At 65.2% G+C, this 24,052-nt stretch carries 22 protein-coding genes; 7 read left to right on the top strand and 15 right to left on the bottom strand.

The features are described 5' to 3' along the window. Positions 1-151: 151 nt before the first annotated feature. From pgi to dksA, 11 genes are all read right to left on the bottom strand, one after another. On the bottom strand, positions 152-1,816 hold the full coding sequence (pgi, locus tag LDJ84_RS25510) for a glucose-6-phosphate isomerase (protein WP_084358515.1): 1,665 nt from the start codon (positions 1,814-1,816) through the stop codon (positions 152-154). A gap of 89 nt (positions 1,817-1,905) precedes the next feature. Further along, complete coding sequence (gene panD, locus LDJ84_RS25505) at positions 1,906-2,286, bottom strand: aspartate 1-decarboxylase (RefSeq protein WP_017518923.1); 381 nt, start codon at positions 2,284-2,286, stop codon at positions 1,906-1,908. 122 nt (positions 2,287-2,408) lie between these two features. Next, on the bottom strand, positions 2,409-3,260 hold the full coding sequence (gene panC, locus LDJ84_RS25500) for a pantoate--beta-alanine ligase (protein WP_024765341.1): 852 nt from the start codon (positions 3,258-3,260) through the stop codon (positions 2,409-2,411). Further along, positions 3,260-4,057: a 3-methyl-2-oxobutanoate hydroxymethyltransferase gene (panB, locus tag LDJ84_RS25495; protein ID WP_024765342.1), complete on the bottom strand. Its 798-nt coding sequence runs from the start codon at positions 4,055-4,057 to the stop codon at positions 3,260-3,262. The genes panC and panB overlap by 1 nt, the downstream gene beginning before the upstream one ends. Before the next feature lie 141 nt (positions 4,058-4,198). Further along, complete coding sequence (gene folK / locus LDJ84_RS25490; RefSeq protein ID WP_226045589.1) at positions 4,199-4,684, bottom strand: 2-amino-4-hydroxy-6-hydroxymethyldihydropteridine diphosphokinase; 486 nt, start codon at positions 4,682-4,684, stop codon at positions 4,199-4,201. Beyond that, the gene (locus LDJ84_RS25485) at positions 4,681-6,084 is read right to left on the bottom strand and encodes a polynucleotide adenylyltransferase PcnB (protein WP_054910797.1); all 1,404 of its coding nucleotides are present in this window, start codon (positions 6,082-6,084) and stop codon (positions 4,681-4,683) included. Before LDJ84_RS25485 ends, folK begins: the two co-directional genes overlap by 4 nt. A gap of 754 nt (positions 6,085-6,838) precedes the next feature. Further along, positions 6,839-8,275, bottom strand: a complete 1,437-nt coding sequence (locus LDJ84_RS25480) for a sigma-54-dependent transcriptional regulator (protein ID WP_038803379.1) — start codon at positions 8,273-8,275, stop codon at positions 6,839-6,841. 26 nt (positions 8,276-8,301) lie between these two features. Continuing rightward, on the bottom strand, positions 8,302-11,253 hold the full coding sequence (locus tag LDJ84_RS25475) for a sensor histidine kinase (RefSeq protein ID WP_054910799.1): 2,952 nt from the start codon (positions 11,251-11,253) through the stop codon (positions 8,302-8,304). Then, on the bottom strand, positions 11,237-11,413 hold the full coding sequence (locus LDJ84_RS25470) for a hypothetical protein (RefSeq protein ID WP_015478907.1): 177 nt from the start codon (positions 11,411-11,413) through the stop codon (positions 11,237-11,239). Before LDJ84_RS25470 ends, LDJ84_RS25475 begins: the two co-directional genes overlap by 17 nt. A gap of 199 nt (positions 11,414-11,612) precedes the next feature. Further along, a complete protein-coding gene (gluQRS, locus tag LDJ84_RS25465) occupies positions 11,613-12,500 on the bottom strand; it encodes a tRNA glutamyl-Q(34) synthetase GluQRS (protein ID WP_084358512.1) in 888 nt (295 codons plus the stop codon). A 68-nt stretch (positions 12,501-12,568) separates the two neighbouring features. Further along, positions 12,569-13,012 carry an RNA polymerase-binding protein DksA gene (gene dksA, locus LDJ84_RS25460; protein ID WP_015478905.1) on the bottom strand — a complete coding sequence of 148 codons (444 nt, stop codon included), beginning with the start codon at positions 13,010-13,012 and terminating at the stop codon, positions 12,569-12,571. 333 nt (positions 13,013-13,345) lie between these two features. Here dksA and LDJ84_RS25455 point away from each other — a divergent pair, with 333 nt between their 5' ends. Together LDJ84_RS25455 and sfsA are read left to right on the top strand one after the other, a co-directional pair. After that, complete coding sequence (locus LDJ84_RS25455; RefSeq protein ID WP_226045588.1) at positions 13,346-14,518, top strand: pyridoxal phosphate-dependent aminotransferase; 1,173 nt, start codon at positions 13,346-13,348, stop codon at positions 14,516-14,518. Then, a complete protein-coding gene (sfsA, locus tag LDJ84_RS25450) occupies positions 14,518-15,225 on the top strand; it encodes a DNA/RNA nuclease SfsA (RefSeq protein ID WP_024765346.1) in 708 nt (235 codons plus the stop codon). Before LDJ84_RS25455 ends, sfsA begins: the two co-directional genes overlap by 1 nt. Before the next feature lie 28 nt (positions 15,226-15,253). Here sfsA and LDJ84_RS25445 read toward each other — a convergent pair whose 3' ends face one another. Further along, positions 15,254-15,583, bottom strand: coding sequence for a Rieske (2Fe-2S) protein (locus tag LDJ84_RS25445; RefSeq protein ID WP_038803381.1), 330 nt, complete (start codon positions 15,581-15,583; stop codon positions 15,254-15,256). Between the two features lie 240 nt (positions 15,584-15,823). Here LDJ84_RS25445 and LDJ84_RS25440 point away from each other — a divergent pair, with 240 nt between their 5' ends. From LDJ84_RS25440 to LDJ84_RS25420, 5 genes are read left to right on the top strand one after another with little or no spacing between them, the layout of a single operon-like run. Next, positions 15,824-16,879: a hemin-degrading factor gene (locus tag LDJ84_RS25440; RefSeq protein ID WP_226045587.1), complete on the top strand. Its 1,056-nt coding sequence runs from the start codon at positions 15,824-15,826 to the stop codon at positions 16,877-16,879. Positions 16,880-16,905: 26 nt separating this feature from the next. Beyond that, positions 16,906-17,799: a heme/hemin ABC transporter substrate-binding protein gene (locus LDJ84_RS25435; protein ID WP_226045586.1), complete on the top strand. Its 894-nt coding sequence runs from the start codon at positions 16,906-16,908 to the stop codon at positions 17,797-17,799. A 50-nt stretch (positions 17,800-17,849) separates the two neighbouring features. Continuing rightward, positions 17,850-18,833, top strand: a complete 984-nt coding sequence (locus LDJ84_RS25430) for a FecCD family ABC transporter permease (RefSeq protein ID WP_089285844.1) — start codon at positions 17,850-17,852, stop codon at positions 18,831-18,833. Then, a complete protein-coding gene (locus tag LDJ84_RS25425) occupies positions 18,833-19,600 on the top strand; it encodes a heme ABC transporter ATP-binding protein (protein ID WP_226045585.1) in 768 nt (255 codons plus the stop codon). The genes LDJ84_RS25430 and LDJ84_RS25425 overlap by 1 nt, the downstream gene beginning before the upstream one ends. An 11-nt stretch (positions 19,601-19,611) precedes the next feature. Beyond that, the gene (locus tag LDJ84_RS25420) at positions 19,612-20,508 is read left to right on the top strand and encodes a ChaN family lipoprotein (protein ID WP_226045584.1); all 897 of its coding nucleotides are present in this window, start codon (positions 19,612-19,614) and stop codon (positions 20,506-20,508) included. A gap of 540 nt (positions 20,509-21,048) precedes the next feature. Here the strand turns inward: LDJ84_RS25420 and LDJ84_RS25415 are convergent. The 3 genes from LDJ84_RS25415 to LDJ84_RS25405 form a co-directional block, all read right to left on the bottom strand. After that, on the bottom strand, positions 21,049-21,849 hold the full coding sequence (locus LDJ84_RS25415; protein ID WP_024767177.1) for a Crp/Fnr family transcriptional regulator: 801 nt from the start codon (positions 21,847-21,849) through the stop codon (positions 21,049-21,051). A gap of 104 nt (positions 21,850-21,953) precedes the next feature. Then, on the bottom strand, positions 21,954-22,226 hold the full coding sequence (locus LDJ84_RS25410; RefSeq protein WP_024767178.1) for a TfoX/Sxy family protein: 273 nt from the start codon (positions 22,224-22,226) through the stop codon (positions 21,954-21,956). Between the two features lie 231 nt (positions 22,227-22,457). Then, positions 22,458-24,020 carry an AAA family ATPase gene (locus LDJ84_RS25405; protein ID WP_226045583.1) on the bottom strand — a complete coding sequence of 521 codons (1,563 nt, stop codon included), beginning with the start codon at positions 24,018-24,020 and terminating at the stop codon, positions 22,458-22,460. Between the last annotated feature and the right edge of the window lie 32 nt (positions 24,021-24,052).

The raw sequence follows: 24,052 nt of genomic DNA, 5'->3' as shown, positions 1-24,052 counted from the left end.
ACCAGACGGGAACGTTCCCGCGTGGGTGTTCTGATCGGCGCTGCAGAGCGCTAGGCGCAGAGGTGGGGAGGGCGGATGGAGCTGAGGGGGATGGCGGAGAGTGCCGGGCCGAGCAAACGGGTGAGCAGGCGCTCACCCGTTCGTAAATCCATCAGCCGCGGTGACGGCCGCGGAAGAAGTCGATCAAGCCCTGGGTGGAACCGTCCTCGGCGGCGCTTTCCTCGCTGCCGACCAGGCGCCCGTAGACCGCCTTGCCCAGCTCCTTGCCCAGCTCCACGCCCCACTGGTCGAAGGCGTTGATGCCCCAGAGGATGCTCTGCACGTAGACCTTGTGCTCGTACATGGCGATCAGCGCGCCCAGGCGGCGGGCGCTGATGCGCTCCAGCACCAGGGTATTGCTCGGGCGGTTGCCCGGGATCACCTTGTGCGGCGCCAGGCGCTGCACTTCGGCCTCGTCCACGCCCTTGGCGCGCAGTTCGGCCTCGGCTTCGGCGCGGCTCTTGCCGACCATCAGCGCCTGGCTCTGCGACAGGCAGTTGGCGTACAGCCACTGGTGGTGGTCGGCGACCGGGTTGTAGCTGGACACCGGGACGATGAAGTCGGCCGGGATCAGGTGGGTGCCCTGGTGCAGCAACTGGTGGTACGCGTGCTGGCCGTTGCAGCCCACGCCACCCCAGATCACCGGGCCGGTGCCGGCGGACACCGGGGTGCCGTCCTGGCGCACGCTCTTGCCGTTGGATTCCATGTCCAGCTGCTGCAGGTGATCGGTGATGTTCCGCAGGTAGTAGTCGTAGGGCAGGATCGCGTGGCTGCGCGCGCCCCAGAAGTCGCCGTACCACACGCCGAGTAGGCCCAGCAGCACCGGGATGTTCTTCTCGAACGGCGCGGTGAGGAAGTGCTGGTCCATGCTGTAGGCGCCGGACAGCAGTTCCTTGAAGTTGTTGATGCCCACCGACATCGCGATTGGCAGGCCGATGGCCGACCACAGTGAGTAACGGCCGCCGACCCAGTCCCACATCGGGAAGACGTTTTCCGGGCGGATGCCGAAGGCGGAAGCGGCTTCTTTGTTGCTGGAAACGGCGATGAAGTGCCGGTACAGCTCCGCCTCGCTACCGCCCTGGGCCAGGTACCAGGCGCGGGCGGCCTGGGCGTTTTTCAGGGTTTCCAGGGTACTGAAGGACTTCGACGAGACGATGAACAGCGTGGTCTCGGCGTTGAGCTTGGCGGTCATCTCGCGGAATTCACTGCCGTCGATGTTCGCCAGATAGTGGCAACGCACGCCTTTCTGGGCGAAGGGCAGCAGCGCTTCGGAGACCAGTTGCGGGCCGAGGAAGGAGCCACCGATGCCGATGTTCACCACATCGGTGATCGGCTTCTCGGTGTAGCCGCGCCACAGGCCGTTGTGCACGGCGGCGACCAGTTCGGTCATCTGGTGCAGCACGCGGTGCACCTCGGGCATCACATCGTTGCCGTCCACCAGCACCTTATCGCCGATAGGGCGGCGCAGCGCGGTGTGCAGCACCGGGCGGCGCTCGGAGGCATTGATCACCTCGCCGCGGAACATGGACTGGATGGCCTCGCCCAGCTTGGCTTCCTCGGCGAGCTTCACCAGCAGGTCGAGGGTGTCCTGGCGGATCAGGTTCTTCGAGAAGTCGAGGAACAGGCCGCAGGCGCTGAGGGAGAAGCGCTTGAAGCGCTCCGGGTCCTGGGCGAATGCCTCGCGCATGGTGAAGCTCTGCAGTTCCTGGCGGTGGGCGGCCAATGCCTTCCAGCTCGCCAGTTGGGTGGCATCCAGCGGGGTGAGGTGGTGTTCCATGACGTACCTTCGGGTAAGACGGGCGTGTTTGAGCTTGAGGCTTTCGAACGGAAAAGATGCCCGGTGGTTCCGGGCGTCGTCTCTTCGGATCAGGCGAGCTGGACCGGGATCGCGTTGCTGGTATGGCTCAGCTCGTTACCGGGAGCCATGTACAACATGCGCGGCTGGTAGCCTTCCAGCTCGGCGTCGCTGAACTGAGCGTACGCGCAGATGATCACGCGGTCACCCACCTTGGCCTTGTGAGCGGCGGCGCCGTTGACGGAAATCATCCGCGAACCCTCCTCGCCACGGATAGCGTAGGTGGTGAAGCGTTCGCCGTTGTCGACGTTGTAGATCTGGATCTGTTCGTACTCGCGGATTCCGGCGAGATCGAGCCATTCGCCGTCGATGGCGCAGGAGCCTTCATAGTCGAGCACGGCGTGGGTGACTTCGGCGCGGTGCAGTTTGGCTTTGAGCATGATGCTCTGCATGACGTGGCTCCTGTTTTTCTTCTGGTCGAGGAGAGCGGGGCGAGTATGCCCGAGCACCCGAAGTCGCTCAAGGCCGCGGTTGGCGCGGCTTCGAGGCGAAAATTCGGGTGTCGGGCGGGGAATCAGTCGATGTGGAAGGCGAGGTTGTCGATCAGCCGGGTGGTGCCCAGGAAGGCGGCAACCAGAATCACCAACTGATGATCCTCTGCGGTGGCGGGGCGCAGACCGGCGGATTCGCGGGCTTCGAGGTAATCGATACGCAGGCCGGCCGCTTCGATCTGCCGGCTGCCTTCTGCCAGCAGCGCGGGGAAGTCGCGCTCGCCCTGGCGGATGCGCTCGGCCAGTTGCCTCAGAGTGCGCTGCAGCACCGGCGCGACGGCGCGTTGCTCGTCGGTCAGGTAACCGTTGCGGGAGGACAGCGCCAGGCCATCCTCCGCGCGCACGGTCGGCTCGCCGAAGATCTGGATCGGCAGGTTCAGGTCACGCACCAGCTTGCGGATCACCGCCAACTGCTGGAAGTCCTTCTCGCCGAACAGCGCCATGTCCGGCTGGACCATGTTGAACAGCTTGCAGACCACGGTGGCGACGCCATCGAAGTGGCCCGGTCGGCTGCCGCCGCACAGGCCTTCGGAAACGCCGGTCACGTGCAGGCGGGTCTGGCCGTCCATGCCGTCCGGGTACATCTCCTCGACGGTGGGGGCGAACAGCAGGTGGCAACCGGCGCTGAGCAGCTTCTCCTGGTCGGCGGCAAGGGTGCGTGGGTATTTTTCCAGATCTTCGCTGGGGCCGAACTGCAGCGGGTTGACGAAGATGCTGGCGACCACGAAATCGGCGCGCTGGCCGGCCTTGGTCACCAGCGCGGCGTGCCCGGCGTGCAGGTTGCCCATGGTCGGCACCAGCGCTATGCGCTTGCCTTCGCTACGGGCGCGCGCCACGGCGGCACGCAGCTCGCGGACTGTCTTCACTGTGTTCATCAGGCGAAACCGTGCTCCGGGCCAGGGAAGGTGCCGTCCTTCACGGCCTTCACATAGGCAGTGAAAGCGGACTGTATATCGGGCTGGCCTTCGAGGAAGTTCTTCACGAACTTCGGCGAACGACCGGACAGTGACAGGCCGAGCAAGTCATGCATCACCAGCACCTGGCCATCGGTGCCGGCACCGGCGCCGATACCGATGACCGGGATCTTCACGGCTTCGGTGATTTCCTTCGCCAGGGCGGACGGTACGCACTCCAGCAGCAATACAGCAGCACCAGCCTGCTCCAGGGCAATGGCATCGGCACGCAACTGGCGCGCCTGGGCTTCCTGGCGACCTTGCACCTTGAAACCGCCGAACAGGTTGACGGCCTGCGGGGTGAGGCCCAGGTGTGCGCACACGGGGATGCCCATCTGCGCCAGGCGGACGATCGGTTCGGCGAGCCAGGAGCCGCCTTCGAGCTTGACCATATGGGCGCCGGCCTGCATCACCTTGACCGAGTCGCGCAGCAACTGGTCCAGGGAAGTGCCGGATTCGAACGGCAGGTCGGTGACGATCAGTGCGCCCTTGTTACCGCGTTTGACCGCAGCGGTGTGGTAGGCCATGTCTTCGACGGTCACCGGCAGCGTGCTGTCGTGACCTTGCAGCACCATACCCAGGGAGTCACCGATCAGCAGCATTTCGGCACCGGCCAGGCTGGCGGTGTGGGCGAAAGTGGCATCGTAGGAGGTCAGCATCGCGATCTTTTCGCCGCTTTGCTTGAGACCTTGCAGGGTGGTCAGGGTGACATCAGGCATGAAAGTGTCCTCGGTTCTGCGCCGGGCAGGGGCAAACGGGGCCCTATAGTCCGGATCGAAAAAGGCGAAGTCAATTGCAGGTGTTACCGGACTGTTACGGCGTTACTGTCAGTGCGCCCCACGCCTGGGGCGCAGCATGCCTCAGGACAGGCGCTCGAGGCTGCTGAACGGACAGGCGGCGAGCAGCTCGGGCAGGGTACGACCGTCGGGGAAACGCAGTTGTGGGGCCAGGTCTGCCAGCGGGTAGAGCACGAAGGCGCGGGCGTGCATGTGGTAGTGAGGGACAGTGAGGCGCGGCTCGTCGATCACCCGGTCACCGAACAGCAGGATATCGAGATCGAGGGTGCGTGGTCCCCAGCGCTCGTCCTTGCGTACGCGCCCTTGTTCCAGCTCGATGGTCTGCAGGGCATCCAGCAGGGCGAGTGGCTCCAGGTCGGTATCCAGCGCGGCCACGGCATTGACGTAACGTGGTTGGTCCGGCGGGCCCAGAGGATCGCTGGCGTACAGCGGGGAAACCACCGCTACCTTGCTGGCAGGAATCTGCGCCATGGCCTTCAGAGCGGCTTCCAGCTGCTGGCGCGGCTCGGCGAGATTGCTACCGAGCCCGATGTACACGCGCTCGCTCATTCGCTGCTGGTGCCTTCGGTGCGTGGGCCGCGACGGCGGCGGTTGTTGCCGCCCCGCCGGCGCTTGCGCGGGGCTGCGCCGGCTTCTTCCTGCTGGCTGGCCAGGTTGCGGATCATGCCGCGGCGCTCGCCGTCGCTGGCTTCCTGGTAGTCGGTCCACCAGTCGCCGAGACCTCCGGTTTCCTCGCCGGCGCTCTCGCGCAGCAGAAGGAAGTCGTAGCCGGCGCGGAAACGCGGATTTTCCAGCAGCAGATCGGCCTTCTTGCCCTGACGGCGCGGCAGGCGCTCCTGCATGTCCCAGATCTCGCGGATCGGGATGGTGAAGCGCTTGGGCACCGCAGTGCGGCGGCATTGTTCGAGGATCAGCTCGTGGGCGGCTTCCTGCATCGCCGGGATCGGCGGCATGCCGCGGTCCTGCAGCTTCAGCACGCGGGCGGGCAGGGCCGGCCAAAGCAGTGCGGCGAACAGGAAGGCCGGGGTAACCGGCTTGCCCAGGCGAATGCGCTCGTCGGTGTTGGCCAGGGCCTGGCGCATCAGCTTGCCGGCGTATTCCGGGTCATCCTTCAGCGCCTTGGCGCTCGCCGGGAACAGCGGAGCGAACAGGTCGTATTCGTTGAGCAATTCGAAGGTGCGCTCGGCCTTGCCGCTGAGGAACAGCTTGAGCACCTCGTCGAACAGGCGCGCGGACGGAATCTCGTTGAGCAGCGGGGCGAGACGGCGGATCGGCGCAGCGCTGTGCTTCTCGATCTCGAAATCCAGTTTGGCGGCGAAACGCACCGCGCGCAGCATGCGTACCGGGTCTTCAAGGTAACGCTGCTCCGGGTCGCCGATCAGGCGGATCAGGCGGTTGCGGATATCGCGCACGCCATGGGCGTAGTCGAGGATGCGTTCGCCGGTAACGTCGAAGTACAGGGCGTTGATGGTGAAGTCGCGGCGCTGGGCGTCGTCTTCCAGGGTGCCATAGACGTTGTCGCGCAGGATGCGGCCGGCTTCGTTACGCGAAGCGTGGGCGCTGTCGGTATCGTCTTCGCTGACCGGATGGTTGGCGCGGAAGGTGGCGACCTCGATGATCTCGCGGCCGAAATGGACATGGACCAGCTTGAAGCGGCGACCGATCACCCGCGCGTTGCGGAATTCGGCGCGCACCTGCTCCGGGGTGGCGCTGGTGGCCACGTCGAAGTCCTTGGGCGGAATGCCGAGCAGCGGGTCTCGTACGCCACCGCCGACGATGTAGGCCTGGTAGCCGGCCTTCGTCAGGCGCTCCACGACGTTCACCGCGTTCCTGCTGAACTGTTCCCGCCGCAGCGAGTGCTGATGATTGCCAACGACTTCCGGAGTAGTGCGGACAGCGCGCGGACGGCGCAATGGGGATCGGATGGACTGGATCAGCTTTTTCAGCATGTGTGCACTATCGGGAATGGGTGTATGGATGGCGTCTGCAGCGCCGCGCGTTCACGGCGTTTCCTGGAGGATAGCGGGTGCCTGCTGCTGCCTGGAAACAATTGGCAGCAAATCGTCTGCCGTCTGCGCCGCGGCGATTCTAGCATTGTGGGGTGGGATGATGAAGAAAACTGGGGAAAGGGACTTGCGGGGAGAAGGGGATAGGGTGTAGCGAAAGCTACTGGGGGAGCCGAGGCTCCCCCCCAAATAGGTGCGTGCTTTGTTTTTATTATGATTACCGGGCTTGTTGTTTTTGTTTGTAGACCCGACCCTCGAAGCTATCTGCTTCGGGGAACCTTCCACACTTGGAAGGTGCTCAATAGCAAACGGATTGCTTTGGTCGCTGAGTGAGCAATGATCTTGCGATCCAACCAGTTTTGCGTGCTGCCTCAAGACAGTTTTATTCTTCTTGACTGGTTGCGGGACTGCTCCCGACGGCTACCCTTCTCCAAAAGAATCAGTTAGCTGCGCCTCCGCGATTTTGTTTTTGTTGTGCTGGAGTCGTTTCGTCTTGTTCTTATTTTGAGTGGTCGTGCTTGTTATTGTTGTTGTGCCAATAACAAAGCAGATGCCGTGCCAACTTTTGCGAATCCTTATTTTTCAAGGGTTTGCGAGGATTCGCCTCCGAACGACAGGCACAAAAAAGCCGGGTTTCCGTTACCGATGAACCCGGCTTTGTTACGGAGCATGTCTCCGGTAACAGTGTGGTGACCTGTTACGAGTCCGCCGCAGCACCCGATTTGCGGCGTGGAATGCCCAGGCGCTGGCGACGTTCCCACAGGCATTTGCGGCTGATGCCCAGCTTGCGGGCCAGCTCGGTCTCGGTCATGTGGTCCTGGTGTTCGAGGACGAAGTGCTGGAAGTAGTCCTCCAGCGACAGATCCTCGGTGGGCTCGTGATTGCTGGCGCTGCCGTTGGTCGGGCGCAGGTCGCCATCATCGCCGAAGTCGTCTTCCAGATCGTCCAGCTCGATGTCGATGCCCAGCAGGTCGGCAGGGATTTCCTGGCTTTCGCTGAGGATCACAGCGCGCTCGATGGCGTTCTCCAGTTCGCGCACGTTACCCGGCCACGGGTAGTGACGGATGGCCTGCTCGGCTTCGTGAGAGAAGGTCAGCGCCGGGCGCCCCATCTGGGAGCACTGACGCGCCAGGAAGGAGCGGGCGATTTCCATGACGTCGGCTCCGCGCTCGCGCAGGGGCGGCAGCTTCAGCGAGATGACGTGCAGGCGGTAATAGAGGTCTTCGCGGAACTGGCCGGTCTTGGCCAGCATTTTCAGGTCGCGGTGGGTGGCAGCGATCAGGCGGACGTCGACCTTCTGCGACTGCACCGAGCCGACCCGGCGGATCTCGCCTTCCTGCAATACGCGCAGCAGGCGCGCCTGGGCTTCCAGCGGCAGTTCGCCGATCTCATCGAGGAACAGGGTGCCGCCGTCGGCGGCTTCCACCAGGCCTGCGCGACCCGCGCTGGCGCCGGTGAATGCGCCTTTCTCGTGGCCGAACAGTTCGGACTCGATCAGGGTTTCCGGGATCGCGGCGCAGTTCACCGAGATCAACGGCGCCTTGGTGCGCTTGGACAGGTTGTGCAGCGCACGGGCGACCAGTTCCTTGCCGGTACCGGACTCACCCTGGATCAGCACATTGGAATCAGTCGGCGCGACCTTGCGGATCTTGGTGTAGAGCTCCTGCATGGGCGGGCAGGAGCCGATGATGCCGATATCGCCATCCGCGGCGGCGGTGTTACCGCTGCTACGCTCGGCGGCCTTGGCGTTACCGCGGGCTTCGGCGGGGGCGTTACGGTTCTCCTGGCGATCCTTGAGGATGCGCGCCACAGCCTGGAGCATCTCGTCGTGGTCGAACGGCTTGGCGATGTAGTCCACCGCGCCCATCTTCATCGAGTCCACCGCCGAGCGCAGGCTGGCGTAGCTGGTCATGATCAGCACCGGGGTGCCCTGGGCCAGCTTGATCAGTTCGGTGCCGGGGGCGCCGGGCAGGCGCAGGTCGCTGACGATCATGTCGAACGACGGGATGCTGTAGCGCTCCTGTGCCTCCTGCACCGAGCCAGCCTCGCTGACCTGGTACTGGTTCCGCTCGAGCAACCGTCGCAGGGCGGAACGGATGATGGTTTCGTCTTCGACGATGAGGATATGTGCCATGTATTCAGCTCTCTCGACGTGCTCGTTTACTGCTCGGCCGTCGGGCCAGGATGCCGCGGCAAGGTGACGCTGATGCGGGTACCGCATTCGCGTTCCGGGTCTGCCGGGCTGTCTATGGTGATTTGCCCATAATGCTCTTCCACGATCGAATAGACCAGCGCGAGGCCCAGGCCGGTTCCTTTGCCCGGGTCCTTGGTGGTGAAGAACGGCTCGAACAGGCGGTCGATGATCGATTTGGGTATGCCGCTGCCTTCGTCCTCGACGATCAGGTCGACGGTTTGCTCGGAGGCTTCGCTGCGCACGCGGATCGCGCCGTTGGGCGGCGAGGCGTCGCGGGCGTTGGAGAGCAGGTTGATCAGCACCTGCGCCAGGCGCTGGGAGTCGCCTTCCACCCAGTGCTCCGGGTCGCACAGGTTGAAGAACTGCACGTCGACGCTGCGCTTGTTCAACGAGAGCAGGCCGATGGCTTCCTGGGCGACGTCCGCCAGGCATACCGGCTCGGCCGCGACCTGTTTGCCGCCGGCGTGGGCGAAGCTCATCAGTGACTGCACGATGCGCGAGACGCGCTTGGTCTGCTCGAGGATCTGCCCGCTGATCTCGGTCAGTTCGCTATCGCCCTCGCGCTCTTCCCGCAGGTTCTGCGCCAGGCAGGCGATGCCGGTGATGGGGTTGCCGATCTCGTGGGCGACACCGGCGGCCAGGCGGCCGATGGAAGCCAGGCGCTCGGAGTGGATCAGCTTGTCTTCCAGGGACTGGGTTTCGGTGAGGTCTTCAACCAGCAGTACCAGGCCGCTGTTACCGGGCGCGAGCGGTTCCTCGATCGCCGCCTTGTGCAGGTTGAGCCAGCGGGTCTGGCCTTCGATGGACAGGCGCTGCTTGTGCAGGTGCTCGTCCGGCGCATCGATGAAGCCTTCCAGCAGGCCGCGCCACGGGTCGGGCAGGGCGGCCAGGCGGGAGCCGACCACGCGTTGCGCGCTGACGCCGGTGAGGTCCTCGATGGCGCGGTTCCACATGAGGATTTCCTGGTCCTTGGCCAGCGAGCAGACGCCCATGGGCAGGTCCTGCAGGGTCTGGCGGTGGTAGCGGCGCAGGGTGTCGAGTTCGGCGGCCAGGCCGGTGAGACGGGAGTGGTAATCCTCCAGGCGGCTCTCGATGAAGTGGATGTCCTCGGTGACGTAGGCTTCGCTGCTGGCCTTGTAGGGCAGGAAGGTTTCCACCATGTCCTGCGCCACGCTCGGCCCCATCAGGCCGGAGAGGTTCGCCTCGATGCGGTCGCGCAGACGGCGCAGGGCGTAGGGGCGGCGTTCGTCGAAGGGCAGGTGGAGGTCGCGAAGGGCCTGCTCCACTTCGCGCTGGGCGGTCTTCGCGCCCAGCGGCTTGGCCAGTTGGCTGGCGAATTCCTGCGGGGACACGGCGATCAGCTCGCGGCGCTGCGGGCGGCGGACATTGTCCACGGCGCAGGCTTCGGCGGCGCCCTTCTCTTCATCGCTGGCTTCGGTGAACAGCGAGACCAGGGTGAACACCAGCACGTTGGCCGCCAGCGAGGCGAGCGCCGCGAGGTGCCAGGTGGTGTCGTCCAGTACGTAGAGCGAATTGAACAGCGGCAGATAGATGCTCTGCATGTTCGCGACCAGCGGGGTGAGCATGGTCGCGCCCCACACCAGCATGCCCGCCACCAGGCCGGCGATGAAGCCGCGGCGGTTGGCGGTCGGCCAGTAGAGCACGGCCAGCGCGCCGGGGAGGAACTGCAGGGTGGCGACGAAGGAGACGATGCCGAGGTTGGACAGGTCCTGCTCGGCGCCCAGCAGCAGGTAGAAGGCATAGCCGGCCATGATGATCGCGGCGATCAGGGCGCGGCGTGTCCATTTCAGCCAGCGGTAGATGTTGCCCTCGGCCGGCGGCTGGTAGAGCGGCAGCACCAGGTGGTTGAGCACCATGCCCGAAAGCGCCAGGGTCATCACGATGATCAGGCCGCTGGCGGCGGAGATGCCGCCGATGAAGGCGGTCAGCGCCAGCGCCGGGCTGTCCACCGAGATGCCCAGGCCGAGGGTGAAGTATTCCGGGTTGGTCGAGGCGCCCAGGTGCAGGCCGGCCCAGAGGATCGGCGGCACTGCCAGGCTCATCGGCAGCAGGAACAGGGGCAGGCCCCAGCTGGCGCTGAGCAGCGAGCGCGGGTTGAGGTTCTCGGTGAAGGTCATGTGGAACATGTGCGGCATCACGATGGCCGCGGCGAAGAACACCAGCAGCAGCGTGCGCCAAGGGCCTTCGGCGAGTGGCGTGTGCAGGGTGCTCAGTGCTTCCTGGTTCTGCAGCAGCCAGACTTCCAGGCCGTCGGGGCCGCCGAACACGCCATACAGCGCGAACAGGCCGATGGAGCAGAGCGCCACCAGCTTCACCAGCGACTCGAAGGCGATCGCCATCACCAGCCCTTCATGGCGCTCGCGGGTGGCGATATGGCGCGCGCCGAAGAGAATGGCGAACAGCGTAATCAGCGCGCAGAACGCCAGCGCCGCGCGGTTGGGCTCCGACTCGCGGGTGAGGATGCTGATCGAGTCGGTGACTGCCTGGATCTGCAAGGCCAGCATCGGCAGCACGCCGATCAGCATGAACAACGTGGTCAGCGCACCGGCCCAGGTGCTGCGGAAGCGGAAGGCGAACAGGTCGGCCAGCGAGGACAGCTGGTACGCCCGCGTGATGCGCAGGATCGGATAGAGCAGCACCGGGGCAAGCAGGAAGGCTCCGGAAACGCCCAGGTAGATCGCCAGGAAGCCGTAGCCGTACTGGTAGGCCAGCCCGACCGTGCCATAGAACGCCCACGCGCTGGCATACACGCCCAGCGACAGGGTGTAGATCAACGGGTGGCGCACCAGCCGGCGCGGGATGAAGCCGCGCTCGGTGATCCAGGCGACACCGAAAAGGACCATCAGGTAAGCGGCGCTGATCAGGATCAGCTGGGTGAGGCTAAAGCTCGTCAGCATCGCGCTGGCTCTGCAGGATGAAGGTGACGACGATCAGGATCAGCCACAGCAGATACGGGCGGTACCAGGCGCCGTGGGGATCGATCCACCAGTCCATGATGGCCGGTGAGAACAGGTAGATGCCCACGACCAGGAGCAACACCAGTCGGTAGATGTACATGTCGTCTCTCTCTTGGTTCGGCGGGCAGGCTACCTGTGCTCACAGTCGCCGGCAAGCCGACCCGGCTCTTGCCGAAGGAGCGGCAGACCTTGTGGGAGCGAGCGTGCTCGCGAACAAGCCCTCGCAGCGGGATTCGGGTTCGCGAGCAAGGGCTAGGCGCCCCCCTCGGTCCTGCGAAGAGCCGCTGCTGTTTACCAGTCTAGAGCTGCGCGTCTTCCAGCGTCAGGCTATGGGGGATGGCGTCGGCATTCCAGTGCCTGATGCCCCAGGTGAGGACATCACCCGGAGCGCCTTGCGCCAGCCCGGCGGGCGGATTCTGACCCAGCGCCTTCAGGGCGCGCACCAGCAGCGGCGACGCCTGTGCGGCTTCCAGGGGCGGCGAGCGGTAGGACTTGCCCAGCTTGTGGCCATCGGGCTGGATGATCAGCGGGACGTGCAGATAGCGCGGCGCAGCGATGCCCAGCAGTTCCTGCAGATAGAGCTGGCGCGGGGTGTTGTCCAGCAGGTCGGCGCCGCGGACGATGTCGGTGACACCCTGCCAGGCATCGTCCAGCACCACCGCCAGTTGATAGGCGAACAGCCCGTCGCGGCGGCGGATGATGAAGTCACCCACTTCGCGGCCCAGATGCTGGTGGAATTCGCCCTGCAGGCGGTCGGTGAAGCGATAGTCCAGTTCCGGCACGCGGATGCGGATGGCGACGTCGCCGTGCCAGTCATGCTGGGTGTCGCGGCAGGTGCCGGGATAGATGCCGTTACTGCCTTCGAGCTGCTTGCGCGAGCAGGTGCAGGCGTAGGCCAGGCCGCTGCGCAGCCATTGTTCGACCTGCGCGGAGTAGGCTGCGTGGCGGTCGCTCTGGCGCTGCACCGGGCCGTCCCACTCGAAGCCGTAGCGTTCCAGGGTTTCCAGGATGGCCGCCTGGGCACCGGGCATTTCCCGTGGCGGGTCGAGGTCTTCCATGCGTACCAGCCACTTTCCACCCACCGAGCGCGCATCCAGGTAGGAAGCGACAGCGGCCACCAGCGAGCCGAAGTGCAGGTAGCCGCTGGGCGTGGGGGCGAAGCGTCCGATGTACTGGGTGGTGGGCATGGCGGCTCTTCAGATGGCAGCAGAAACGAAACGGGGCGCCGCAGCGCCCCGTTCGGGATCAACCAGGCTCAGGAGCCCAGCTGCTTTTCCTTGATTTCCGCCAGGGTCTTGCAGTCGATGCACAGGGTGGCGGTGGGGCGGGCTTCCAGACGGCGGATGCCGATCTCGACGCCGCAGGAATCGCACCAGCCGTAGTCGTTGTCTTCGATCAGTTGCAGGGTCTCGTCGATCTTCTTGATCAGCTTGCGCTCGCGGTCGCGGGCGCGCAGCTCGAGGCTGAACTCTTCTTCCTGGCTGGCACGGTCGGCCGGGTCCGGGAAGTTGGCCGCTTCGTCCTGCATGTGGTGCACAGTGCGGTCCACTTCTTCCATCAGCTCAACTTTCCATTTGTTGAGGATGGAGGTGAAGTGCGCGCGCATGCGATCGCTCATGTACTCCTCGCCCTTGGTTTCCTGGTAGGGCTCGAAGCCACGAATCAGTTGGCTGCTCTGTTGTTTTGCTTTGGTGGGCATGGATGACCGCCTCTCACTCTCGCTAATCCTCTCGCGGATGGTCCCTCTCCGGCACCGCCGGCCCCGCGCTCGCAGCGGGCGAACTTACCAGAACGATAACGGGGACGCTACTCCCGGTTGTCGAGGCTGGCAGTGCCCGCACATACCTGACTGCCAGCTTGCCGACCCACTGGTCGCGACCAGCGAGTTTCTCGGCAAACCTTCGCAGAATCGCTGGTGTTTGCCAGACGAAGCCTGCAAATTCCCAAGCGCCACACTGTCTATGCGCGGCTGCCCAGTATCCATCAGTGGCCTGTTAGAATCCCGGCTCTGTCGCAAAGTTCGGAATATTGCATGGCCACCACCTTCAGTGCGCGCAGTCGCGCCATCGAACCCTTCCACGTCATGGCGCTGCTGGCGCGGGCCAACGAGCTGCAGGCCGCGGGCCACGACGTCATCCACCTGGAAATCGGCGAACCGGACTTCACCACCGCGGCGCCCATCGTCGAGGCCGGGCAGCAGGCCCTGGCAAATGGTCACACGCGCTATACCGCCGCACGTGGCCTGCCGGCTCTGCGCGAAGCCATTGCCGGCTTCTACGCCCAGCGCTACGGCCTGTCGATCGACCCGCAGCGCATTCTCGTCACGCCCGGCGGGTCCGGCGCCCTGTTGCTCGCCAGCAGCCTGCTGGTGGACCCGGGCAAGCACTGGCTGCTGGCCGATCCGGGGTACCCGTGCAATCGCCACTTTCTGCGCCTGGTGGAAGGCGCCGCCCAACTGGTGCCGGTCGGCCCGGAGAGCCGTTACCAGCTCACCCCGGAACTCGTCGAATGGCACTGGGATCAGGACAGTGTAGGCGCTCTGGCCGCATCGCCGGCGAATCCTACGGGCACCCTCTTGCACAAGGATGAACTCGCCGCGCTGTCGTCCACGCTCAAGGCGCGCGGCGGCCATCTGGTGGTGGACGAGATCTACCACGGCCTGACCTACGGCATCGACGCGTCCAGCGTCCTGGAGGTGGATGACGACGCCTTCGTTCTCAACAGTTTCTCCAAATATTTCGGCATGACCGGCTGGCGCCTGGGATGGTTGGTGGCGCCGCCGGATGCAGTGGGGGAGCTGGAGAAGCTGGCGCAGAACCTCTACATCAGCGCGCCGAGCATGGCCCAGCACGCCGCGCTGGCCTGCTTCGAGCCGGCCACCCTGGCGATCCTCGAGGAGCGCCGCGAAGAATTCCGCCGCCGCCGTGACTACCTGCTGCCGGCATTGCGCGAGCTGGGCTTCGGCATCGCCGTGGAACCGGAAGGTGCCTTCTATCTGTACGCGGACATCAGCGCCTTCGGCGGTGACGCCTTTGCCTTCTGCCAGCACTTCATCGAGACCGAGCACGTAGCCTTCACGCCCGGCGTCGACTTCGGGCGTTACCAGGCCTCGCACCATGTGCGTTTCGCCTATACGCAGAGCGTCGAGCGCCTGCAGCAGGCGGTGGAACGCATTGCCCGCGGCCTCAAGACCTGGCGCCCCTGATGCGCTTCGAGCCGGCGCTGGAAGAGGCGCGCCTGATCAAACGCTACAAGCGCTTCCTGGCGGACATCGAGACCGCCAGCGGCGAATTGCTCACCATCCACTGCCCGAACACCGGCTCGATGCTCAATTGCATGAGCGAAGGTTGCCGCGTCTGGTTCAGCCGCTCCGATGATCCCAAGCGCAAGCTGCCCGGTACCTGGGAACTGGTGGAGACGCCGCAGGGGCGCCTGGCTTGCGTTAACACCGGGCGGGCCAATCGGCTGGTGGAAGAGGCGCTGCTGGCCGGTACGGTGACCGAGTTGGCCGGCTTCGATGAACTGCGCCGCGAGGTTGCCTACGGGCAGGAAAACAGCCGCGCGGACTTCCGCCTGATGTACGCCGGCAAGCCGGTGTTCGTGGAGGTGAAGAGCGTGACCCTGGGCTTCGACGACACCACCGTCGCCGCCTTCCCCGACGCCGTTACCCAGCGCGGCGCCAAGCACCTGCGCGAACTGGCGGCGCTGGCGCGCGACGGTATGCGCGCGGTGCTGCTGTATGCGGTGAACCTGTCGGAGATCGAAGCGGTGCGCCCGGCGAAGGAGATCGATCCGGCCTATGCGGCGGCGCTGGCCGAGGCGCGTACTGCTGGAGTGGAAGTGCTGGCGTATGGGGCGCGGATTGATACCCAGGAGATGTTTCTGCACCGGCCGCTGAAAGTGTTGCTCTAGTCGCTCGCGAACCGGCCCGGAACCGTTCCTATCCTGGGTCGCTATCGTCCAGCCAGATCCCCTGTTCATCCTCTCGGCAGGGCAGCGCTTGCAGAACATCCCCCAGGCACGGCCCCTGGATGCACTCGCCGGTCTCGATCAGGAACAGCGCGCCATGATGGCCGCATTGCAGCAGGCGGCCGCTGTCATCGAGAACGTTCTCGGCATCGTAGCCCAGGGGGATTTCCCGGTGCGGGCAGCGGTTGCGGTAGGCGTACACGCGGCCTTCGCGGCGCACGGCGAAGAGGTTCAGGCCGGCGGCCTTGAAGCCCCGGCTCTGGCCTTCGGCCAGGTCATGCGGGGCGCAGAGCAGGATCATTCGACACGGTCTCCATCAGGGCAGCCATTATCCGCGCGTGGATGGCAGGACCGGAAGAGGGTGCACTTCCGTGTGCTGAAGTTGGTGCTCGCCAGGAGCCCGGCGAAATCGGCGCCGACCTTAAGCCTCTCTGCAATCTAATGCAAATAATTATCACATAGATTTCCTGATTTCCCTGTGGCAAGGTTCGTCCATGCTGCCGCACCGCGGCAGGCCACCTTTCGAACGAGGAATTCTGCAATGACGACCCTGACTGCGCCGGCCTCCGAGCTGTACCGCGCCTGGCAAGCGCTGCGCGCCGAGAAACCGCGCCTGCGCGCCCGCGATGCGGCGCACCACCTGGCCGTGAGCGAAGCCGAGCTGACGGCCAGCCGCCTGGGGGTGGACGCCGTGCGCCTGCGCGCCGACTGGGCCGAGCTGCTGCCGGCACTGGGCGAGCTGGGGCAGGTCATGGCGCTGACCCGCAACGAGCATTGTGTGCACGAGCGCAAGGGGCCGTACCGCGACGTGACCGTTTCCGCCAATGGCCAGATGGGCCTGGTGGTTTCCCCGGACATCGACCTGCGCCTGTTCCTCGGCGGCTGGGCCAGCGCCTTCGCCGTCAGCGAGGAGACCGCCCACGGTACCCAGCGCAGCATTCAGGTCTTCGACCGCCAGGGCACCGCCGTGCACAAGGTGTTCCTCACCGAGCAGAGCGACCTCGCCGCCTGGGACCCGCTGGTGCGCAGCTTCACTGCTGCCGAGCAGCGCGCCGATCTGGAGCTGGTACCGCTCGAGCCCAAGGCAGTTGCGCTGGCCGACGGCGAAATCGACGTTGCTGCCTTGCGTGAGGGCTGGGCGGCCCTGAAGGACACCCACCATTTCTTCGCCTTGCTGAAGAAGCACAAGGTCCAGCGCACCCAGGCGCTGCGCCTGGCCGGCCGCGAGTGGGCCGAGCCCCTGGATACTGCCGAGCTGCCGCGCCTGCTGGAGGCTGCCGGTGCAAGCCAGTTGCCGATCATGCTCTTCGTCGGCAACGCCCATTGCATCCAGATCCACACCGGCACCGTGGAAAACCTCAAGTGGATGGACAACTGGTTCAACGTCCTCGATCCGCTGTTCAACCTGCATCTGAAGACGCCGGGCGTGGTCGAGTTGTGGCGCGTGCGCAAGCCGAGCAGCGATGGCGTGATCACCAGCTGGGAAGCCTTCGATGCCCAGGGCGAATTGGTGCTGCAAGTGTTTGGCGCACGAAAGCCGGGAGTTCCGGAGTTGCAGGGCTGGCGCGAACTTGCTGAATCCTTCCCGGCACTCTGAGGGCCGACACGATGAAGAAAGCTTCCATGACTGCCCGTCCGCTGCTGGCCGGGCTGCTCACCGGCCTCTGCCTGACGGCCACCAGCGCGCTGGCCGATGCGCTGCCGCAGCGCTGGGTGAGCGCTGGTGGTTCGCTCAGCGAATGGGTCGTTGCCCTGGGGGGCGAGGCCAAGCTGGTCGGCGTCGATACCACCAGCCTGCATCCGGCTTCGCTGCAGGGGTTGCCGAAGATCGGCTACCAGCGACAGCTCGCCGCCGAAGGCATCCTGGCGCTGCAGCCGGATATTCTGCTGGGCAGCGAGGAAATGGGCCCGCCGCCGGTCCTGCAGCAATTGCGTGCCGCGGGCGTGCGGATCGAAACACTGTCGGCCAAGGCTGACGAAAAGACCGTCCACGACACTATCCAGCGCCTGGGCGAACTGCTCGGCGCGGTGGACAAGGCGAAGCGAGTCGAGTCGGACTTCGATGCACGCCTTGCCGCGCAGGACGCCTGGGTGAAGAAGGCCCAGGCCGCACAGGCCGCTCCCGGTGTCGTGCTGCTGGTCGGGCATGCCGGCGGCAACCTGCTGGTGGCCGGGCAGGACACCTCCGGCGACTGGCTGATCCAGCATGCTGGCGGCCGCAACCTCGCTACCCATACCGGCTACAAGACGCTCTCCAGCGAGGCGCTCACCGCGCTGAACCCGCAGGTGGTGGTGCTCAGCGACCGCGCCCTGGACGGCGACAAGGCACGTGCCGCATTGACCCAGCAGAATCCCGGCCTCGCCGCGACCAGCGCAGTGCGCGAGGGCCGCGTGCTGGTGCTCGACCCGACCCTGCTGGTCGGTGGCCTCGGTCCGCGCATCCCCGACGGGCTGGCTAGCCTCGCCCAGGCCTTTTATCCTTCCGCGCAGGCCCTGAACACGGAAAGTCGTCCTTGACCCGGATCGTTACCGCTCGACCGTTGTTCCTGTTCCTCGGTTTTCTCCTGCTGCTGGTCGTCTGGCTCTCACTGGCCCTCGGGCCGGTGAGCCTGCCGCTGGGCGATACCCTGCGCGCGCTGGCGCACATGCTCGGGCTGCCGGTGTCCGTCGACGGGCTCGGCCAGGCTGAACTGATCGTCGGGCAGATCCGCCTGCCGCGCACCTTGCTGGGCATCGCCACCGGCGGCGTGCTGGCGCTGGCCGGTGTGGCGATGCAGGGCTTGTTCCGCAACCCGCTGGCCGACCCCGGCCTGATCGGAGTTTCCAGCGGTGCCGCGCTGGGGGCCGCCATTGCCATCGTCTTCGGCGCCTCCATCGGCGGGCTGCCGGAAGTCTTTGCTCCTTATTTGTTGTCTGCCTGCGCCTTTGTCGGTGGCCTGCTGGTGACGGCGCTGGTGTATCGGCTGGGTCGCCACAATGGCCAGACCAGTGTGGCAACCATGTTGCTGGCCGGCATCGCGCTGACGGCATTGGCCGGCGCGCTGATCGGGCTGTTCACCTACCTCGCCGACGACGCCACGTTGCGCACGCTGACCTTCTGGAACCTCGGCAGCCTCAATGGCGCGAGCTACCCGCGTCTGTGGCCACTGCTGCTGATCACGTTGCTGGTAGCCTGCTGGTTGCCGCGTCGGGTGAATGCGTTGAATGCGCTGTTGCTGGGTGAGTCCGAGGCGCGCCACCTGGGCTTCGACGTCGAGCGACTGAAAATCGAACTGATCCTCTGCACTGCCCTCGGTGTGGGCGCGGCGGTGGCGGCGGCCGGGATGATCGGCTTCATCGGCCTGGTCGTGCCGCACCTGCTGCGGCTGATCGTCGGCCCGGATCACCGCGTGCTGCTGCCGGCATCGATGTTCGGCGGTGCGATCCTTCTACTATTGGCCGACCTGATCGCTCGCCTGGCGCTGGCGCCGGCGGAGCTCCCGATCGGCATCGTCACTGCGCTGATCGGCGCGCCGTTCTTTCTCTATCTGCTGGTCCGGGGGCGCTCCTGATGCTGTGCGCAGACAAGCTGCGGGTGAATCGCGGCTCCCAGGTCGTCCTGCAGGATGTGAGCGTGACGCTGCAGCCGGGCGAAGTGCTCGGTGTGCTCGGCCCCAACGGCGCGGGTAAGAGCACGCTGCTCGGCGCCTTGAATGGTGAATTGCCGCTTACCAGCGGAGCGGTGAGCCTCGACGGTCGCCCGCTGGAGTCGTGGCAGGGCCCCGAGCGCGCGCGGCGGCTGGCTGTTCTGCCGCAATCGTCCTCGCTGAACTTCGCCTTTTCCGTCGAGGCGGTGGTGGGGTTCGGCCGGCTGCCTCACGACACTGGCCGCCAGCGCGATGAAACAATCATCCGCGAAGCGATGCGCGCCGCGGATGCCTCGCACCTTGCCGGGCGCAGCTACCTGGCGCTGTCCGGCGGGGAGCGCCAGCGTGTGCACCTGGCTCGGGTGCTGGCGCAGCTCTGGCCGGGCGGAGAGGAGCAGATCCTGCTGCTGGACGAACCGACGTCCGCCCTCGATCCGCTGCACCAGCACACCACGCTGCAGGCTGTGCAAGAGTTCGCCGGGCGCGGCGCGGCAGTGCTGGTCATCCTGCACGACCTGAACCTTGCAGCGCGCTACTGTGACCGCCTGTTGCTGCTGCACGAGACGCGCGCACATCTGTTCGGCACGCCGCGCGAGGTGCTTCAGGCCGAACCCCTGCGCACGGTCTTCGGCCTCGACGTGCTGGTTCAGGAGCACCCGGAGCGCGGCCATCCGCTGATCATCGCGCGCTGATAGGAGTCGCCATGAAGAAGGTCCTGCTCGTCCCGCTGCTGGCGTTGCTCGCTGCCTGCCAGGGCCAGGTGGCTGCGCCGCCGCTGCCAGACTGGCAAAGCCCGGAAGAGCGCGACAGCGCCGAGCTGGGGGTGATCCGCGATCTGCGCAGCGGCGAGCAACTTTCCCCCGCGCAGCTGCTTGATCGACTTGTAGCGGCACCGCGGGTAATCGTTGGTGAGCAGCACGACAATCCGGATCACCATGCCCTCGAGCTCTGGCTGGTGCGTGCCCTGGCCGAGCGTCGCCCGAGTGGCAGTGTGCTGCTGGAAATGCTCGCCCCTGACCAGCAGAGCGCAGTCAGCGCCGCCCAGGCATCCGCCGCAAAGGGCGATATGCCGAGCGACCTGATCGCTGCGCTGCGCTGGCAGCCGGGCTGGGACTGGTCACAATACGGCCCGCTGGTGACCTGGCTGGTGAAGCAGCCGGCGCCACTACTGGCGGCCAACCTGGATCGGGGCGAGATCATGAAGATCTACCGGACCAAGCCGCAGCTGCAAGGCTCGGCGTCCATAGCCGCGTCGGTGCGCAATGCATTGCTGGAGGACATCCGTGGTTCCCATTGTGGCCTGCTGCCCGAGAGCCAGTACCCGGCGATGCTGGCGGTGCAGCAGCAGCGCGACCGGCGCATGGCCGAAAGTTTCAAGGCAGCTCCTGAACCCTCCGTGCTGATCGCCGGCGGCTTTCATGCGCGGCGCGATCTGGGAGTGCCGCTGCATCTGAAGGATATCGACGCGGCGCAAGGGCTGAAGGTGGTGATGCTGGCGGAAGTCGGCAAGCCCGTGGACCCCGGCCAGGCGGATTACCTGTGGTATACGCCGGCCCAGCCCGCCACCGATTACTGTGCGCAGATGCGCGGTAGCCTGTAAGTCACACGACGGAGCCGGAAGGCTCCGTTTTTCATAGGCTCGCTGTCAGAACGACGCGCAAGAAATCGCGGGCAAAAAAAGACCCGGCAAAGTGCCGGGTCTAAAACCGTGATTAGCCTGATGAGGAGATAATCTGAAGAGTCCGACTGCGTGGTCTCTCTAGCTTATCCAACTGGCCTCGCAGCCAGTTGTTGTAATAATAACCATTATCATTTGAGAGTCAACAGCTTTTCTGCGACTGATGCGAAGTTTTTTCTGCGGATTGGCGATGGGGCGGAAAGGTAAAAACCGGGGCAAAAAAAAGACCCGGCAAAGTGCCGGGTCGAAACCGTGATTAGCCTGATGAGGAGATAATCTGAAGAGTCCGACTGCGTGGTCTCTTGAGGTTATCGATCTGGCCTCGCGACCAGATGAATCAATAATAATCATTATCATTTGAGAGTCAACCTCTTTTCTGCAGATTTTTTCTCATCGACGAATGAGCTACCGCGGTAACGAAAAAGCCCGGCGCAAGGCCGGGCTTTCTCAAAGGGCTGAGGCTCAGTCCGGCTGGCGCTGCAGGCGCAACTGGGTGACTTCCTTGTTCAGCAGGTCGATGCGGCGTGCCATGCCCTCGATGAGGCTGTGGGCGATGCGCGGGTTGCTCTGCATCAGGCTGAGGAACTGGTCCTTGGGGATCACCATCACGGTGCACGGCTCGCTGGCGATGACCGACGCGCTGCGCTTCTCGCGGGTGAACACGGCCATGGCGCCGAAGATTTCGTCCTTCTGCACGTCACCGACCTTCTGCCCATCGACGAAGGCCTCGGCGTGGCCTTCGATGATGATGAACACGTGCTCGGCGTCATCACCCTGCTGGATCAGCTGCGCGCCGGCGGCGAAATGCTGGAAGCCGGTAGCCGGGCGGATTTCCGGTTGCTTGAGGTGCGCCAGCGCGTCGGACAGCAGCGCGGTGTGGCCGATCAGGTAGTGCAGGAACTGCTCCTGGCGCTCCTCGTCGCTGTGGATATGGCGGAACACTTCGCTGCGCGAATAGGGAATCAGGCACAGAGGTTCTTCGCTGACGTAACGGCACGGTGGCAGCTCGATACCCTGGCGCAGGCCGACCAGGTCGCCTTCCTGCAGGTAGAACAGCGGGCGCTCATCCACCAGCGCATGGACCAGGCCATTCTCGATGAGGAACAGATGCTTGCCGGGCAACTCGCCTTCCAGGTCGTCGGATCGCTCCAGGCGGATGGCTTCGCCAGCGGGTTCCAGGCCGGCGAGCAATTGCGCCGGAATGCCCTGCAGGCGATTGATCAGTCGATCGGCGTAGGCAGGTTGTTCACCGAGTAGGTACATGGCCGTAATTCCTTGATATGGCGACGGTCGAGGGCGCACGAAGGGCCCTGAGACCATAAGCGGACAGGCACCTTGCGTAAACATTTTCCCACAGAGCTTGTGAGCTAGCTCTTGTTACGTGCGGGAAATGTCTCAAGCTCGCCGAGAAGGGCTGCCTTGTGCGCGGGAGGAAGGTCGTTCCAGTGCACATCCAGCAGGGCACCCTCGATGGCGTAAAGGAGCACCTTGGAGGCACGGAAGCCCCGGGCGCGCACGGCCCGGTAAGCGCCGACCGCCCCCAGACGGCGCAGGTCGCCAGCGTTGTGGATGCCCACGGCGTGGAGCCACTGGGCAGAGGTTTTGCCGAGGTTCTTCAGGTGCAGCAGTTCGTCGTTCATCGTCGGTCCTTGCGATGGGCACGATGGGTGTCAGGTCTTGAAAAGGCCGAGAACTGCTCGTAGCGGCCGGACACACCCTGGAAAGTGTAGCGGTGGATGAGAAAAGCGTGGCGTTGTGACATCGCCCTGAAAGCGGGGCAGGGCGATGTGGCGCAGGCAGGGCGCGCCGTGCGGCGCTGCCCACCGGCCGGAGTCATCGCGTGGCGGTGATTCCGGCCGACAAACGGTGGATCAGAGGCCCGGCAGGCGCTGGCGGATGCTGGCGACCAGGGCGTCGAGGCTGGCGGCGTCGGGGGTGTCGACGCGCTTGCTGTGTTGCTGCTCTTCGGCGCTGAGAGGGTCGCGACTGGCCTGCTGCGCCTGGATCACTTCCAGGGTCGCGTCGGAGGGGTCATTGCCTTCGGCTTGGCGCTGGGTGAGCCAGCCGGTGATCACGGCTTCCGGCGCCTGGCAGTCGAGGATCAGGAAGGGCACCCCGGTTTCCTCGGCAATTTCCCAGGCAGCGGCACGTTGCTCTCGCTTGAGGAAAGTCGCGTCCAGCACGACCGGGTAGCCGGCACGCAGGATATCAACGGCCAGCTCGTTGAGGCGTTGGTAGGTCGCGGTGGTGGCGTCGCCAGCATAGATGCCGGCCTTCAGTTGGCCTTGCTGGTCGGCCTGCTGTTCGCCGAACAGGCGCTTGCGCTCCACGTCCGAACGCAGGCGAATGGCGCCCAGCGCTTCTACCAGCCGCAGTGCGACCTGGCTCTTGCCGACGGCGGAAACACCGACGGTCACCGCGAGGAAGCGCGAGGGAATGGCGCTGTAGCTCTCCGCCAGGTTGGCGTAGTTGCGATACTGGCGCAGCGTCGCGGCCTTCTGCACGGCGTCAGTCTGGTGCGCCAGGCTGAACAGCGCGATCTTGGCGCGGACCAGGGCGCGGTAAGCCTTGTAGAAATTCAGCAGGGCCAGCGACTGGTAGTCACCGGTGTATTCCAGGTACTGGCTGACGAAGCGTCGCGACAGGCACTTCAGGCCGCGGTCTTCCAGGTCCATGGCGAGGAAGGCGTAGTCGGCGGTGACATCGGTGAAGCGGAAGGGCTCGTTGAACTCGATGCAGTCGAACAGCACTACCTTGCCGTCGATGATCGCGGCGTTACCCAGATGGATGTCGCCGTGGCATTCGCGGATGAAGCCATTGGCCTTGCGCTGCTCGAACACGCCGTGCAGGCGCTCGAAGCTGGACTCCGCCCAGGCCTCCAGGGCATCCAGTTGCAGCAGGTCGGCCTTGTCCGAGAGCAGCGGACGGATCTGTTCGAAGTTCTGCCGCACCGGCGCCATGCAGGCGTCCGGAGTGCCCAGTGGGTGCTCGGTGGGGACGACCGGGGTGCGCAGGTGGAAGTCGGCGATCTGATGGGCCAGGCCGTCGATATGCTGGGCGCTCAGTTCGCCGCGGGCCTGAACTTCGCTGAGCAACTGGCTCTGCGGGAATTCGCGGCACTGGATCATGTATTCGATGGCCGGGCCGTCGCCGCCGATCTGCGGGGCGGATTCGCTGCCGGTAATGGCGATGACGTCGAGGTACAGGCCTTCGGTCAGACGCTGGTTCAGGCGCAGCTCTTCCTCGCAGAAGTGCTTGCGCTTGGCGAGGTCGGTGAAGTCGAGGAAGCCGAAGTTCACCGGTTTCTTAATCTTGTAGACATGGGAGCCAGTGAGCAGCACCCAGGAAATGTGGGTTTCGATGACCCGGAAACCGTCGACCGGATAGGGAAAGAGGGCGGGGTTCTGCAGGGCTGCGAGTAGGGTCTGGCTCACGTGATGTCCTTTCCGGTCGAATTTTCTAAAGG

The sequence above is a fragment of the Pseudomonas sp. HS-18 genome (assembly GCF_020401845.1).
GTDB classification, from domain to species: domain Bacteria; phylum Pseudomonadota; class Gammaproteobacteria; order Pseudomonadales; family Pseudomonadaceae; genus Pseudomonas; species Pseudomonas nitroreducens.
The sequence above is the reverse complement of the archived record's forward strand: the minus strand, read 5'-3'. Positions and strand labels throughout refer to the sequence as shown.